13 protein-coding genes are annotated in these 15,513 nt (G+C 41.2%); 1 reads left to right on the top strand and 12 read right to left on the bottom strand.

Going from position 1 to position 15,513, the window contains the following annotated elements; all coding sequences use genetic code 11:
* Nucleotides 1-4: 4 nt before the first annotated feature.
* The 11 genes from PHW01_03680 to metG all read right to left on the bottom strand — a co-directional run bounded on the left by PHW01_03680 (nucleotide 5) and on the right by metG (nucleotide 13,860).
* On the bottom strand, nucleotides 5-1,249 hold the full coding sequence (locus PHW01_03680) for a serine hydroxymethyltransferase (protein ID MDD5627078.1): 1,245 nt from the start codon (nucleotides 1,247-1,249) through the stop codon (nucleotides 5-7).
* 158 nt (nucleotides 1,250-1,407) lie between these two features.
* The gene (locus PHW01_03675) at nucleotides 1,408-2,049 is read right to left on the bottom strand and encodes an L-threonylcarbamoyladenylate synthase (protein MDD5627077.1); all 642 of its coding nucleotides are present in this window, start codon (nucleotides 2,047-2,049) and stop codon (nucleotides 1,408-1,410) included.
* 128 nt (nucleotides 2,050-2,177) lie between these two features.
* Entirely contained in the window at nucleotides 2,178-4,001 is a 1,824-nt protein-coding gene (locus PHW01_03670) for an HAD-IA family hydrolase (protein ID MDD5627076.1), read from the bottom strand.
* A gap of 46 nt (nucleotides 4,002-4,047) precedes the next feature.
* The gene (locus PHW01_03665; protein ID MDD5627075.1) at nucleotides 4,048-5,055 is read right to left on the bottom strand and encodes a YvcK family protein; all 1,008 of its coding nucleotides are present in this window, start codon (nucleotides 5,053-5,055) and stop codon (nucleotides 4,048-4,050) included.
* A gap of 61 nt (nucleotides 5,056-5,116) precedes the next feature.
* Complete coding sequence (locus PHW01_03660) at nucleotides 5,117-5,866, bottom strand: helix-turn-helix domain-containing protein (GenBank protein ID MDD5627074.1); 750 nt, start codon at nucleotides 5,864-5,866, stop codon at nucleotides 5,117-5,119.
* A 211-nt stretch (nucleotides 5,867-6,077) separates the two neighbouring features.
* Nucleotides 6,078-7,133, bottom strand: coding sequence for an ATP-binding protein (locus tag PHW01_03655; protein ID MDD5627073.1), 1,056 nt, complete (start codon nucleotides 7,131-7,133; stop codon nucleotides 6,078-6,080).
* Between the two features lie 182 nt (nucleotides 7,134-7,315).
* Entirely contained in the window at nucleotides 7,316-7,777 is a 462-nt protein-coding gene (locus PHW01_03650; protein ID MDD5627072.1) for a hypothetical protein, read from the bottom strand.
* A 229-nt stretch (nucleotides 7,778-8,006) separates the two neighbouring features.
* The gene (locus PHW01_03645) at nucleotides 8,007-8,738 is read right to left on the bottom strand and encodes a hypothetical protein (protein MDD5627071.1); all 732 of its coding nucleotides are present in this window, start codon (nucleotides 8,736-8,738) and stop codon (nucleotides 8,007-8,009) included.
* A gap of 76 nt (nucleotides 8,739-8,814) precedes the next feature.
* Nucleotides 8,815-11,316, bottom strand: coding sequence for a leucine--tRNA ligase (leuS, locus tag PHW01_03640; GenBank protein MDD5627070.1), 2,502 nt, complete (start codon nucleotides 11,314-11,316; stop codon nucleotides 8,815-8,817).
* Nucleotides 11,317-11,648: 332 nt separating this feature from the next.
* The gene (locus PHW01_03635) at nucleotides 11,649-12,464 is read right to left on the bottom strand and encodes a TatD family hydrolase (protein ID MDD5627069.1); all 816 of its coding nucleotides are present in this window, start codon (nucleotides 12,462-12,464) and stop codon (nucleotides 11,649-11,651) included.
* Between the two features lie 16 nt (nucleotides 12,465-12,480).
* Nucleotides 12,481-13,860 carry a methionine--tRNA ligase gene (gene metG / locus PHW01_03630; GenBank protein ID MDD5627068.1) on the bottom strand — a complete coding sequence of 460 codons (1,380 nt, stop codon included), beginning with the start codon at nucleotides 13,858-13,860 and terminating at the stop codon, nucleotides 12,481-12,483.
* Nucleotides 13,861-13,971: 111 nt separating this feature from the next.
* On the opposite strand from metG, the gene PHW01_03625 reads away from it, so the two are divergent.
* On the top strand, nucleotides 13,972-14,247 hold the full coding sequence (locus PHW01_03625) for a hypothetical protein (protein ID MDD5627067.1): 276 nt from the start codon (nucleotides 13,972-13,974) through the stop codon (nucleotides 14,245-14,247).
* 64 nt (nucleotides 14,248-14,311) lie between these two features.
* On the opposite strand, the gene PHW01_03620 is transcribed toward PHW01_03625, so the two are convergent.
* Nucleotides 14,312-15,373 (bottom strand): AI-2E family transporter, encoded by a 1,062-nt coding sequence (locus tag PHW01_03620; GenBank protein MDD5627066.1) that lies wholly within the window; start codon nucleotides 15,371-15,373, stop codon nucleotides 14,312-14,314.
* Nucleotides 15,374-15,513: the final 140 nt, after the last annotated feature.

Here is a 15,513-nt window from a genome sequence, read left to right as displayed (position 1 = left end):
AATATTATTCATCTATCCCCGGCACGGAAAAATCCTGACAAAATTCTTTGATCTCTCTCTGAATTTTGAGAAGCTCCGCCGCTCTATTTTTTGCCCGAATCGCCCGGTCAATCCAAAGGGCGATTTTTTGCATCTCGGGCTCCTTCATCCCGCGGCTCGTTATTGCCGGCGTGCCAATCCGCACTCCCGAAGGGTCAAAAGGCGAACGGGGATCATAAGGCACCATATTTTTGTTTAATGTAATCCCCGCTTCTTCTAAAATATGCTCCGCCTCTTTACCTGTTACTTTTTTATTGGTCAAATCAACGAGCATCAGATGATTATCCGTGCCGCCGGAAACGACCGTGAATCTAAGCTTCATTAAGGCAGCGGCTAAAGCTTTGGCATTCTTAATAATCTGGCGGCAATAAACCTTGAATTCGGGCTTTAATGCTTCACCAAAAGCCACAGCCTTAGCGGCGTTAATATGATTATGCGGCCCGCCCTGCATTCCCGGAAAGACCGCCCGATCCACAATTTCCGCCCATTTTCTTTTGCACATAATCATCGCGCCGCGCGGACCGCGCAGAGTTTTGTGGGTGGTCGTCGTAACCACGTCAAAATAAGGCACTGGATTTTCGTGCAATCCCGCGGCGATTAAACCGGCGATATGGGAAATATCCGCCATAGAAATCGCCCCCACCTCGTCCGCGATTTCTTTAAACTTTTTAAAATCAACCTTGCGGGGATAAGCGGTATAACCCGAGATGATTAAATTAGGTTTCTCGGCTTTCGCCAACGCCCGCACCTTGGCGTAAGAAATGCGGCCATTTTTTTCCACGCCGTAAGACACTACCTGATAAGCTTTCCCTGAAAAATTAACCTTATGCCCATGGGTTAAATGTCCGCCATGGGCTAAGCTCATTCCCATAATCTTGCCGCCAAAAGGCACAAATGCGAAATAAACTTCTATGTTGGCAGGGGATCCCGAGTAGGGCTGAACATTCACGTGCTCCGCGCCAAAAAGTTTTTTCGCGCGCTTCACAGCCAAGTTCTCCGCCTGATCAATAAATTTGTTGCCGCCATAATAGCGCTTGCCTGGATAACCTTCCGAATATTTATTCGTCAAAACCGAACCCATTGCCGCAAGAACCGCGCGCGAAACATAATTCTCTGAAGCGATTAATTCCAAACCTTCTTTTTGGCGTTTTTGCTCATTGAAAATAGCTTTGTAAACTTCTGGATCTTTTTCTTTTAATATATTGAACATAAATTTATAATTTTTCGCCCTAGGTTCGTCCACCCTAAAGGCACGAAAATTTTAGCTCTTTATTAGATTTCTAACGAAATAATTTTTGAACTTTTATTTTTTACAACATGTTTGAAAATTTTAAAATTGGAAATTTAATGAAAATTGAAAATTAGAAATTAGAAATTTTCATTTACAACTCGCTCAATTATCTCCGCCTCTATTTCCCCTTCCCTCAAAATCTTCGCTTTCCCATGGGACAAGTCCACCACGGTTGAAATTTTGTTTTCCACAAGCTCTCCGCCGTCCAAAATCAAATCCGGTTTATACTTCGCGCTCAAAAACTGCTCTGCTATTTCTCGGACTGTGTATGCCGTGGGCATACCGGAAATATTCGCGCTCGTAATAGTATAAGGAAAACCTAAAACTTTTGACAGCGCGTTGCATAATTTTGAATCCGGAACGCGCACCCCGATGGTTTCTAAATGAGGGTCTAAAATCTCTGCGCCTTCCTTGCGCTTTAAAATCAGAGTCAGCGCCCCAGGCCAAAAATGACGGGCTAAAATTTTTGCTTGTTTGTTAAATATAGCATATCTTTCCGCTTCCTCACAATTTAAAACCGCTATGGGGTAAGGTTTCTGGTCTTGCCTGCCTTTGATCCGGTCCAAACGCGCCAAAGCCTTATAATCCAAAGCATTTACGGCGATGCCATAAGCAGTGTCAGTAGGGAAAGCCACCGCGCCACCAGCCCTAATCACTTCTGCCACCTCTTTGACAATTTCAGGATTTGGATTTCTGATGTTAATAGTAATAATTTTCATAGCCAAAAAATTTGCAATTTTCAATTCCTAATTTCTATTAAATTATCAATGAATTAATTTTCAAACCCCGTTTAGAAATTATATCATTGAAAATTTAATGAAAATTTAAAATTAGAAATTATAAATTTTTAAATAATCCTTAATATTTCCAAAAGTGTTCTAAAATCCTTCATATTCCTGTGCGCCCTCTTATCCTCATCACCCCATTTAATCGTTCTTAAACCTAATTTACAAGCTATCTCTAAATCTTTTTCCCAGTCATCCCCGATCATCACGCACTCTCCCGGCCAAAGTTTGAGCCTTTTTAACGCATAATCAAAATATCTCTTATCGGGCTTCATCGCGCCGATGGTTTCAGCGGCAATCACTAAGTCAAAATATCCTTCAAGGTCCAATTTTTTAAGCTTAAATTGGATTAAATCTTGGTTGTCCTCGCTCACCACTATCTTTTTATAATCCTTGAGCCGCTCCAAAACAGTTTTTAGGTGAGGCGCGATTCTTAATTTCTTCACTAATCCCTCGCGAAAGATCAAAAAAGCCCGTCTCGCGCGATGCCGAAGTTTCAACTTATCAATCAACCTTTGGTAAGAATATTGGCGGTGGCGCATCACTGGCGACTTGCTTTCTTTAAGAGAAACGACTATTTTATTTCTCCAAATATTGTAAAGCTCTTTGGATTCATATTTTGCCCCTCCGGCTAGATAAGCCATTGCCGCCAGATCAGCGGCTTGAGCCGCGTCCCTGCTTTGATAAAGCGTATTATCCGCGTCAAAAAATATGGCGCGGATAGGCAAAATATCCTGAACAATATTTTTGTTCACCTCTCTATCAGGATAAACAATCCGCCCCGCTTCAGAGGAGATTTCATTTTGGACTTTAACTCGAGGTCCCAGAAAGCAACCTAAAGTGCTGAAAGAAGTCTCTTTATAATCCCCTTTGGCAAAAACCTTCACCTTCCCTTTTGATTTAATTTTAGTTTTAAAGTGAGAACCAACATTAACCTCTCCTCCAATGACGCTTTTTTGAATCTGGCAAGCCTCTCCAATACGCGCTCGGGGCATCACATAACTATCGCGAATTTCCGTGTCACGCGCCACATAAGCCTCTTCCAGGGAAACATATTCCCCTATTTTTACGCCATCCCCAAGGATTGCTTTGGGACCAATGTAGCTTTTGGAAGAAATCCGAACATTTTTACCTATCTTTTTGCTTAAAACATGACCGCCAAATTTATCCAGCAACAAACGATTAAAAGTTAAAATATCCCAAGGATAGCCCAAATCAAAAATCTCGCCATTTATTATTTGATAATTCAATTCACCTTTTACCCTTAAAACATACTCTGGCGGCGCGACCTCGGACGCGCCTCGGCGTATAACTTCTTTTTCAAAACCCTGCAAAAACTTATCGCAACTCAAAATTGACATTCCCCGCCAAGCGAGATTAGAGGGAGGATTTTTATGCGGTTTTTCCACAATCTCCACCAATTTTCCGCTAACAAATCGCGCGATGCCGAAACGTTTAAAATCTTTCACCTGAAACAATAAAATAGCGCCGTCTTTGGGATTTTCCTTTAAACATTTCAAGAGTAAAGGCAAGGGGGAAACAGGGCTAAAACTATCGGCATATTTCAGCACAAAAAAATCCGCGCCTTGAAGCTCTTTTCTCGCCTCATAAATGGCGCGGCTGGGTCCCGAAAGCTCTTTCTGCACCACGAAAGCAACCTTTAATCTAGGGTAAGCGCCAGCCACAATCCCTTGAACTAAATCTCTATTTTGAGGGTTGCAAACTATAACCAAGTCCTCTATCTTGTGCTCTAAAAATTCGGCAATATGGTGCAAAAGCAAAGGCTTACCGCAAAAACGCATCAAAATTTTAGGATTCTCGCGCGTTGAAAAAGGATAGAGCCGGCTACCCTCGCCAGCAGCTAAAATGACGGCTTTGATTTTCATAAACTAAAACATCTAATTTTTAACAATGTAATAATAAACCAAAAGACTATTCTTTTGCTAGATCCATTAAAATTTTCGCGAGTTTTTTCGCATCGTGCCTTAAAAGATGCGTCCACTCGCTCCATTCACGGAATCTTTTCCCAGCGCGCTTGTCTAAATGTACCGCCTCGCCAACTTCATTTTGAGCTAGGGAGCGGATAATCATCTTAGCATCAGAAACGCGATCAAGCTCCACGGGCACGGATCCGAACTGACGGTAATGTTTCAAAATGCGCGGACCGATTGCGTTGCGGTTCGCAATGACATAATCCGGCATTTGCCCTAAATAACGCGCCACTTGCCGCACATGGTCTGAAACCTTCAAACCATCGGTTTGCCCGGGTTGGCTCATCATATTACAAATATATACCTTTTTGCCTTTGGAGGACATTATTGCCTCTTTGACGCCGCGGACTAAAAAATGCGGAATAATACCCGTAAACAGAGAACCCGGTCCAATGACAATTAAATCGGCGCGGCGCAAAGCCTCAAGACAAGGAGGATAGGCCTCTGCCTTTTTCGTTAAAAACATTTTTTTAATCGGCGTCCTGTCTGCCCGTAAGATAATATCCCACTCGCCACGGATTTTACTGCCATTTTCCAATTCGCAACCAACATCAACGCTGGCGCTCGTTACCGGATAAATTTTTGCCGCTGTTCGTAAAAGCCTCGCCGCCATTTCCACGCCTTGGCCAAAATCGCCAGTAATGCGCGTCAAGGCGGCTAAAATAAAATTACCAAGGCTTCCCCCCTTCAAAGACCCTTCCTCAAAGCGGTAGGCAAAAAGTTTCGTCATTAGATCCTCTTCTAAACCCGCTACAGCCTGTAAACACTGACGCGTATCCCCGGGTTGGGGAATATTCATCTCCCGCCGCAAAACCCCTGAAGAGCCGCCATTATCGGTAACATTCACAATACCGGTTAAATCACATTGATAATCTTTTAATCCGCTTAAAACTGTTGCCTGACCGGTGCCAGCGCCTAAACAGACAATTTTTGGTTTTTTTTGAGGCATAAATTTGAAATTTGCAACTCTGTGGCTGAAACATTAAGGCGTTCCCTCTATGTTTCAGATTTCAGGTTGTATGATTTAAAAACTCCCACATCTTCTCAAAAAGAAGCACCTCTGTCCGATAAATTCCCTCGTCTTCAATAATCACCCCCCGCGGCTTCTTTTCGCGGTCCAGGGAAATCATCGCCATCTTATTCTGGTAGATTAAAATATAGGTAGGCGAACTTTTCTGGCGCGAAAGCCAGCGCCGCTCGTCCAGACCGCGTAATCGCCCTCCAGAACCCATCGCGATCACCTTGACCTTAATCTTCTCGCTGACCCTCTGGGCTGTGAAATTAGGATAAGCCTGGTAAAGATAATCGCGGATGTCCACTGCTGAATAGACATAATATTCGCGCCTCTTCGCTCCCAGAAAAGAATTTAAGACATCTTTCAAAATTATTTTCACGCCTACGAGCCCTTCATAATATTTCACCACTGGTTTATCGCCCGCGTTGTCGTAAATTGATTTCAGTTCTGGAATAATCTTTTCAATCTGTTTTTTGGTTTTTTCTAACCTTTCTTCTTCTTCCGCCACTATCTCCTGAAGATGATCCGGATCTTCAGCGACAAAATATTTATGTTTATTCTGATGATAATAGCTCACCATCCCCTTGGACATCAAAAGTTTCAAAAGATCATAACAGCTGCCGCGGTTCACGCCAGCCTCGCGGGCAATCTTACGCACCGGCGCGGGTCCCAAACGCAAAGACGCCAAATAAACCTTGGTTTCTTTTTCCTCTAGACCTAATTGCTTTAAAGCGGCTGTAATCATATTTTTTAAATACTTTTTTATTTTATTCCGAGTTCAGATTTATGTCAAATATTTTCCTACTAATTTTTATTAAAATCATATTTTAAATAAAATTTTATCATATTTAAGCCAAAAACTAAATATGTTCATCATCTATTCTTGTCAGAAAATCTTCGACAAAATAAAAAACCTGTGAAACTTATCCACAGGTATTAAATAATATTTTCATCCTTTACTCAAATTCAATCGTAGCGGGCGGTTTTGGCGTGTAATCAAAAAGCACATGGCTGATTTCGCTAGGAAAGGCAGCCGTGATATGTGCGATCAGTTCGTCTTCAATTTGACCGGTCATCTGAATTGGTGTGGCGGTGATGGCATCAATAGAATTAACCGCCCGCACATAGACAACGTAACCGTTTATTCTTTTGCCTTCCGTGCTAACGCCAGTTGCCTTGGGTCCCAAATACGCCAGCACTTGGAAAGGATTGAGTGGCAGGAGCATCTTTTCTACTATCGCCGTTATCTCTCTGATTATGGCTATTTTTGGCTTGGTAGGCGCTCCATAGACCCTAATGGAGAGTCCTGGTCCCGGGAACGGCATACGAGTGCAGATTTCTTTCGGCAACTTAAGAATGCGAGCCACTTTTCGGATTTGGTCCTTGTAAAGCTCGGCTAGGGGTTCATAAACCTTGATGCCATATTCCACGAGGGGGTCAATGCCGATCTGGGATAGCACATTGTGCTGGGCTTTGACACCAGCGACAGTTTCCTGGACATCCGCCTTGTTAGTTCCCTGCAGAGCAATAGTTGCCCCCAATTTTTGGGCTTCAAAGGCCAAAAGCTCATAGAAAACCTGACGGAACCATTTCCTTTTTTCCCCCGCACTTCTTGCCTGTCTTAAAGAAAGATAAGACCGATAAATTACATTTTCAGCCACTACTATCTCTGCGGTAATGCCGAGCTCTTTAAAGGTTATCGCTACCCATTCTGGTTCGCCTTTTCGCCGGAACCCATCATCGATGGTGACGAATGCAACCTGCTCTGATGGCAACGCATTATAGGCTAACATCGCTACCACCGAGCTATCCACGCCGCCCGAGAGTGCAACGAGAGCTTTTTGGTCGCCGACGAATGCTCTGATACCTTCCACTTGTTCACCAATGAACTCTTCGGTCCATTCCATTTTTCCTATCCTTTCTGCGCCATTTCGCGCAAAACAACCCTTATACCACCATTCGGTTATTCGGTTGACAATGAGCCCAAAAACCCTCCTTTTTCGTTGGTTCAATGTCTCTTTCTAAATTAGTTACATCCGCATCTAGAAAACATATATATTATGGATTGATCCCAAAAGCTTCCATAATATCAATTATATTTTCTACTTTTCCATTATAACAAATCATCGTTACCAAAGTAAATAAACAAGATCGCCTTATCTTGAAAGGCGATCTTGTTTATTTCAAAAATTCTTTAATCCACTGGCACCACCCGCCTGCCTTGAATCATAAAGTCAATAATCGTGCCGCCGTGGCTCCCTGGACCGGTCCATTCATCATCATTGTCTTCTGAATACAAAGCCCAACAAGTGTTGTTGTTATAACTGCGAATCGCGTAATTCATGCGAATTTTGCGCCCTCTGGGCAGCTTGCTCAAAGGGATATAGGCAACATAGCCCTGGTTGGTCCATTTCATTTCCCATGCGTATTTCCACTTGTCTGGGTCGCCCGTAATCACAATTTTGTCCCCGCACCCTGGTGCGCAAGTAAATGCCGGGTTGGCGATAATCTTCAATCTATCGCCAAGGACTTCTGGCTTAATCACCCAGTCATACTCGGGATCCTGGCAAGCCCAATTACAATGCGCCTGGGCCGAGAATCCTACGCTGCAAAAGGCTAAAACGCCTACTCCGACCGAAAAAATGAGTTTCTTCATATGCTAGAATCTTAAGATTTAATAAAAAAATTGAAGTTCTGCTAGTTTTTACCCATTAGAGAGCCAAGATAAAAGGATACAGCAAACATCCAAATCTGTCAAATCTAACTGATAAATCATAAAATATTACAATCACTGCTTTGGTTCAATTTTCCCTAAATTAAACCATTAATTCCTGCGGAGTGTCAAAAAAATAGAGGCCAATAATTTTGACCTCATCGCTCCTATTTTAAGCAGCCCGCAAAGCATGGCTCTTGCCATACTCTTGAAGTACTGCGCCAAACAACTCCGGATCAGATAAAACGACAAACTCTTCAGTCTTAACCCTGATTATATCCTCCAGTAACTGGCACACGGGAACCGGAGGGATTTCTTTCTCTACCCAAGACACTCCCTGTTCCGTAATAGTAACCCCTTCTGATCCTGCTTCCAAATATCCGGCGGCAGTAAGACCCTCAAGATCAGTTTGTAAATAGTCGCTATGTGGTTCTGGTCTGTGCCTGAAGGGATATCCCAACAAGGGCAATATTTTCATAAGGTGCAAAAGATAAAGGTAGCTTTGCACCCTCTCTTCTGTCAGCCCTCTGAAACTCCTCACAGCATAAAAGAAAAAAATAAGCTTACCCCTACACGCTATGCCCCGATCTTTCAAGAACCGATAACATTCTTCAGGCGGCATAATATAGCCCTGTTTAATGCCCAAATATGCCTCCAAATCTTGACAAATTTCATAAAGAACTGTGCCCAACATCTGCTGCTCTCCGCCATATAGATTTACTAACTGGCTTGACCAAAAATTCGGGAACTCGCCTGCCCACCCAGGCCTCGGCACTTTTCCCCAAAATTGCCGCACGACCCAATACACTCTCCACTCTTCTCGGGATAACTTACTAAGATCAAACTTTTCACCATCTAAGGTCACATATACTTCCTTTGTCAGTACTTCCAGAATATCACTCATCTCTTCTCTCCTTCCCTTCTTTTATCAGGATTCCCAATTTACAGAAAATTTGGTTTCAGAAACCAATGCAGCAATGTTAAATAACAATATTAATCAGCCTGCCTGGCACGAAAATAAATTTGCGGACTTTCTTGCCGCCTATCCATTTCTTAATTTTTTCCTGTTTCAGAGCGATTTTTTTAGCTTCGCTTTCGGAAATATCCGTCTTTACCTGAACGACCGCCCGCACCTTGCCATTCACCTGAATCACTAAGTCCACTTCGTCCTCTTGCACTAATCGCAAATCATATTCTGGCCATTTTTCAACAAAAATACTCTTACTTCCTTCGTCAGCAGTTCCACTACCTTCGGCATCTCCGACTTTGTATCCAAGCTGTGTCCATAATTCTTCCGCCAAATGTGGCGCGAAAGGCGATAAAATTTTTAAAAATGATTCAAATAAATGCTGGGGGATAAATTCTTCCCTTTCCATATGGTTCACCAAAATCATTAAACTCGCCACCGCGGTATTAAACTTAAAGTTCTCAATATCAACACCCACCTTTTTAATTATTCTATGAACCAAGCCATCTAGCTTATTATTCCTGGTTCCTGATTCCTGGTTCCTGATTCCTGACTTTATCTTCCACACTTTTTCCAAAAACCTTCGCACTCCAATCACCCCTTTGGTGTTCCAAGCGATAGAATCTTCAAACGGTCCCATAAACATCTCATACATCCGCATTGTGTCGGCGCCATACTTTTCTACCACCTCATCTGGATTAATCACATTGCCTAAACTCTTGCTCATCTTGCGACCGTCTTCGGCTAAAATCATTCCTTGGTGACGGAGTTTTAAGAAAGGCTCGTCAAAATTGATTAAGCCCTTTTTATGCAGGGCTTTGGTAAAAAAGCGGGAGTATAGCAAATGCAGAACCGTATGTTCCGCGCCGCCCACATATAAATCAACGGGCATCCAATATTTTAAAAGTTTCTTGGAAGCAAATTCTTCTGCATTTTTGGGATCGCAATACCGAAAAAAATACCAGGAAGAACAGACGAAGGTATCCATAGTATCTGATTCGCGCCGCGCCTTCCCCCCGCATTTTGGGCATTTGACTTTATGAAATTCCTTAGAGCGCGTAAGCGGCGATTCTCCGTGCGGCATAAAATCTACATCGCGAGGCAATAACACCGGCAAATCTTCTTCTGATACTGGCACCTCGCCGCATTTTTCACAATAAAATATAGGAATCGGCGCGCCCCAATATCTTTGCCGCGAAATCAGCCAATCACGGAGTTTGTAATTTATTTTTTTCTTGGCTAATCCCTTTGTAGCTAGCCATTCGGTGATTTTTTCCCTCGCTGCTTCCGAATCCAACCCGTTAAATTCGCCAGAGTTAACTAATACCCCCTCATCTTCATAAACTAATTCTTCCTCTCTATTATTTTTAAATTTTAAATTGTGATTTTTAATTTTTAATTTTTCATTTTTAATTTCACATAGTTTTATCACCTCAACTATTGGTAAATTATACTTTTGAGCAAATAAATAATCACGTAAATCATGTTTTGGCACCGCCATAATCGCACCCGTGCCATAACCCTTGAGCACATAATCTGCAATAAAAATGGGGATTTCTTGATTATTAGCCGGATTTATAGCTTTGATACCTTTCAATTCCACGCCTGTCTTCTCCTTTTCTTGCGCTAATCTTTCCCTTTCCGTTTTTTTCTTAGATGCCAAAACATATTTCTCTATTTCTGCATAATTTTCAATTTTATCTTTTAACTTTTCTACAATTTTATGTTCCGGTGCCAAAACCAAATAAGTAGCCCCAAAAATTGTATCCGGTCTTGTCGTAAAAACACTAATTGAAAATTGAAAATTGAAAATTGAAAATTTTATTTCGGCCCCCTCGCTCTTTCCAATCCAATGCCTCTGCATAATTTTGGTTGATTCTGGCCAGTCAATTTTATCCAAACCAGCGATTAATTCTTCGGCAAAATCGGTAATCTTGAAAAACCACTGTTTAAGTTCTTTTTGAATAACTTTAGTTTTGCAACGGTCGCACGCGCCATCAATCACCTGTTCATTCGCAAGCACAGTCTGGCAGGAAGGACACCAATTCACCGGCGCTTTTTTGCGATAAGCCCAGCCGTTTTTATACAAAAAGAGGAAAAACCACTGTGTCCATTTGTAATATTCCGGGCTGGAAGTGTCCACTTCCCGTTCCCAGTCGTAAGATAAACCTAAGGACTGAATCTGTTCCCGAAAACGATTAATATTCTCGTGCGTGCTTTTATCGGGGTGAACCTTAGTCTTAATCGCGTAATTTTCCGCGGGTAACCCGAAAGCGTCCCAACCCATCGGATGCAGGACATTATAGCCATTCATCCGCTTGTAGCGGGAAACAATGTCTGTTGCCGTGTAACCCTCGGGGTGCCCCACGTGCAGACCCGCGCCCGAAGGATAGGGGAACATATCCAAGCAATAAAATTTGGGTTTATCGCTAAAATCCTGGGATTTGTAAAGTCTATCTTTTTCCCATTTCTTTTGCCATTTTTTTTCTATTTCTTTGTGATTATACATTTCAATAAATTATTTAATTCATCAATTTCGAATTGCGCATTACTTTTCAACCTTGAATTACGAAATTTATTTTGTCATTGCGAGGAGTCCGCCCTAAGCGGACGACGAAGCAATCTCATCGAGCTGTATTTATACAGATTTAGGAGATTGCCTGCCCGCTCGCAAGCTTCGCGGGAGTGCGAGGAGGGCGGGCTTCGGTCGTCCCCCATCTTTTACAAAAGGTGAGGGACTCCCTCGTTAATAGACGATACATTTCGCGATTCAAGGTAAACTGAGTTTCCAAATTGGTAATTCTTCAAATTTTTTGATCTTCATAATCCGCAATGCGCAATCCGCAATTAAGTAATTGATAAATTAAAAGCATTAGTTGCATTCTTACTTAAAGTCTTTTCCATTTCCTTATAATCTAAACCCTTCATTTCCGCGATTTTTTGGATTGTATATTTCACATAGTATGGCAAATTCCTTTCCCCACGTTTTTCCTGAGGCGGCAGGTACGGGCAATCCGTTTCCACTAAAATTTTTTCCAACGGAATTTCACGGATTACCTGCGACAAATTTTCATTGCCCGGATATGTAACCATACCCGTAAAACCAACATAAAGGCCTAGATCTAAAAACCTTCTTGCTATTTCAAGACTGCCGCAAAAACAATGCACCACCCCCATCATAATTTCATTGTTCCATTGCTTTATTGTTTCATTGATAATCTGCAGTAAATCATCATAGGCGTCGCGGCAATGCAAAATCAAAAACAAATTTGTTTTTCTCGCCAAATTTAAATGAATTTGAAATAATTGTTTTTGCGCTCGCGTCACCTTGCCCTTTTTCTTTTGTTCCGACGGCAGATGATAATAGTCTAATCCTGTTTCACCGATCGCAACTATTTTCTTTCCCTTTGCCAAATTTACCAATTTTTCAAAAATTTCTTCCTCTTGCATCCCTTCCACCCGATCCGTATGAATCGGATGAATACCAACCGCGGCATAACAAATTTCATTTTCCCCCGCGATTTTAATCGCTTTCTCGCTTGTTTGAAAATCTGAACCAACATTTATAATAGTCTCTACGCCATTATCAATCGAATCTTTGATTACCTGCTTATAATCTTCATTAAAGTCTTTGAAATTTAAATGCGCGTGGGTGTCAATCATAACAAATTTAAAATTATTAAATACGGGGGAATAAAATTTCACTCTTCCTAGTCTTTAAAATCTCTAAAATTTTTCCGCTAACATTGGGCATAAATGGCTTCAACATTTCCGCAATAATTATAATCTTCTCAACCACTGGCATTAAAGTTTTCTTAATTTCCTGCTCATTTTTTATTCTCCAGGGTTTCTTCTCTTCAATCATATCATTACATTCCTTTACTTTGTTCATAATTAACTTCAACACCTCATAAAATTTAAGCTCTTCCATTAAACTTTTATACTCTTTTAATTCGCAATTCGCAATTCGCAATTTATCAATCCGCAATTGAAAACGCGCCACTCGAGCCACCAAATTTCCTATTCCGTTCGCCAAATCCGCATTATACATCTCTTTCATCTTAGCTTCCGAGATATCGCCATCCTTCCCAAAAGGAAACCGGGAAAGCAAAAGATAGCGTGTGGCATCCACCCCAAACTTCTTCACCAAAACATTGGGATCAATCACATTTCCTATCGTCTTGGACATCTTTTGACCATCAATTGTAAAATAACCATGGACAAAAATTCTGCGCGGAAGATCAACATCTGCCGCCGCTAACATCGCCAGCCAATAAATGGCATGAAATTTTAAAATATCGTGGCTCATCAAATGCACATCCGGCGGCCAAAAATCCTCATGGTCGGCAATCTTGAGAGCAGTCCAATAATTGAGCAAAGCCTCTACCCAGACATAAATTGTTTGTGTCTTATCCCAAGGAACGGGGATGCCCCACTTTACCTTCTGCCGCGAAATAGAAAAATCATCTAAACCTTGTTTGAAAATCCCTAAAACCTCTTGATAAGCTGTGTCTGGCTCAATCTTTATTTTACCCCCCGCGACTATTTCTTTAACTTTTGGTAAAAATTCCTTCAAGTTGAAAAACCAATTTTTTTCTAAAACCATCTCGGGTTTTTGATTATGATCCGGACATTTGCCTTCTAGCAATTCTTTTTCCGTCAAAAATTTCTCACAACCAATACAATAAAGCCCTTTATAATCTTTTTCATACAAAAAACCTTTTTCATAAAGACGGCTTAAAAAAGCGACTGCCAATTTTTCATGTTCGGGATTAGTTGTCCGAATAAAATATGAAGGTTCAATATCTAAGTTCTTCCACGTTTTTTTAAATTCTTCAGAGACTTGATCGGAGAATTCCTGCGGATTTTTGCCTGCTTTTTCCGCTGCCTCTGCGATCTTTGCTCCATGCTCATCTGTACCCGTTAAAAAAAACACATCCTTGCCGTTCATTTTCTGCCAGCGTGCTAAAACATCCGCTGCCACTGTCGTATAAGCGTGGCCAATATGCGGCTTATCATTTACATAATAAATTGGGGTGGTAATATAGAATTTTGACACGAATTTATATTGTGATAGAATTAAAAATCTAATTCAATTTAAAAACTAAAATCTAAAATGTAAAATTTGATTTAAATATATATTTTAGATTTTCCATTTTAGATTACTTCTATGGATCAGAAAAAAGCATTTTGGGACTTGTTCTTTGAGGTCTTAAACACCTCTGAAGCCGATTTAATTGCTAAAGCCCTGGAAATTGTTTCCGAACTTGATGACCAAAGAACTGTTATCGCCCAAATCACCCATGCGGCTACGCAATTTGCGGCCAAACCGGAAAAAGCGCAAGTGACCCAGAAAATCATCAAAATCCTGGAGGAGAAGGCTTTAAAAAACGTTTTGGATAAGACAGGGGAACAGTCCCAGCTTGAGCTTGACAATGAGAGCTAATGATTTTATCCAAAAACCCTCTTCTCATAATGGGAGGGTTTTTTAAATTTAAGAATAACAAGCGCTAAACATTTATTTTAGGTTTTTTAGCAATTTGCGCTCTATTTTTAAGCTCCATATAATCCTGTACAAAAACGGTAACCACGGTCGCGACAGGGATAGCCAAAATCATCCCCAAAATCCCGGCGAGCTTGCCGCCCGCGAGTAAAGCTAAAATAACTACAATCGGGTTTAAACCCACCGTTTTTTGCATTATCTTGGGCGCCAAGATATGATTTTCTATCTGCTGGACAACAAAGAAAAGGATAATTACGAACAAAGCTAAAATTGGCGATTGGGTCAAAGCTAAAAATACAGCCGGCAGTCCTCCTAAAACTGGACCCACGTAAGGAATAATCTCAATCAACCCCGCGAAAAGCGCTAAAACTAAGCTGTACTTCACTCCTAGAAGTGTTAATCCTAAAAATGTCAGGATACCTACCACAAAGCATAAAAAAATCTGGCCAGACAGCCACTGCCCAATCTTATGCTGGACGCGATCCACAAGTTCAATAATATGCTTTTGCCGACGTGCTGGCGTAATCGCTCGAATAAAACTCTTCAAGGCATCCTTCTGCACGGTTAAATAGAAAGATAAAACCAAAATTACAAAAGCGGAAATAAAACTGCCAAAAATGGTGCCTAAAGTCCCAAAGATACTGCGCGTCGCTCCTGTAATATTATTACCCAACGAAGAAACAACTTTTTGGATATTACTTAGAAGATCTTCGCGCGCCGAGAAAGCCTTCAACTTCATCCCTTTCTGCGCCAGCTGCTCATAAAGATTAGGGAATTGATTCGCTAAATCTTTGACCTGAGTGACAATCGGCGGAATTAAAAGATAGATGGATAGAACAACAATACTAAGAAGGACAGTATAGATTAAAAGTACGCTTAAGGTCCGCGGAATACGCTTTTTTTGCAGCCAATCCACGATCGGATTAAGCGCGGCGGAAATCACGACCGCCGTAAATAAAACCATCACTACATCTCGCACGAAATACAAAAAGACTAGTCCTAGCAGAACTAGAACAATTTTTACAATCACAATTGAAGAGGTATTCAAGATAACTTGTTTTTTAGGCATAGATTTGGGGTTAATTTTCAATTTTCAAATCCCAATTTTCAATCAAATCCCAATTTTTAAATTTTCAAAGCTTCATAACCGCACAACAAAAGTTTCTATTCACTGTTTGAAAATTAAATTATTAGAAATTTAATAAAAAT

Source organism: Patescibacteria group bacterium (assembly GCA_028717685.1).
Lineage (GTDB): Bacteria > Patescibacteriota > JAQUNI01 > JAQUNI01 > JAQUNI01 > JAQUNI01.
The sequence above is the reverse complement of the archived record's forward strand: the minus strand, read 5'-3'. Positions and strand labels throughout refer to the sequence as shown.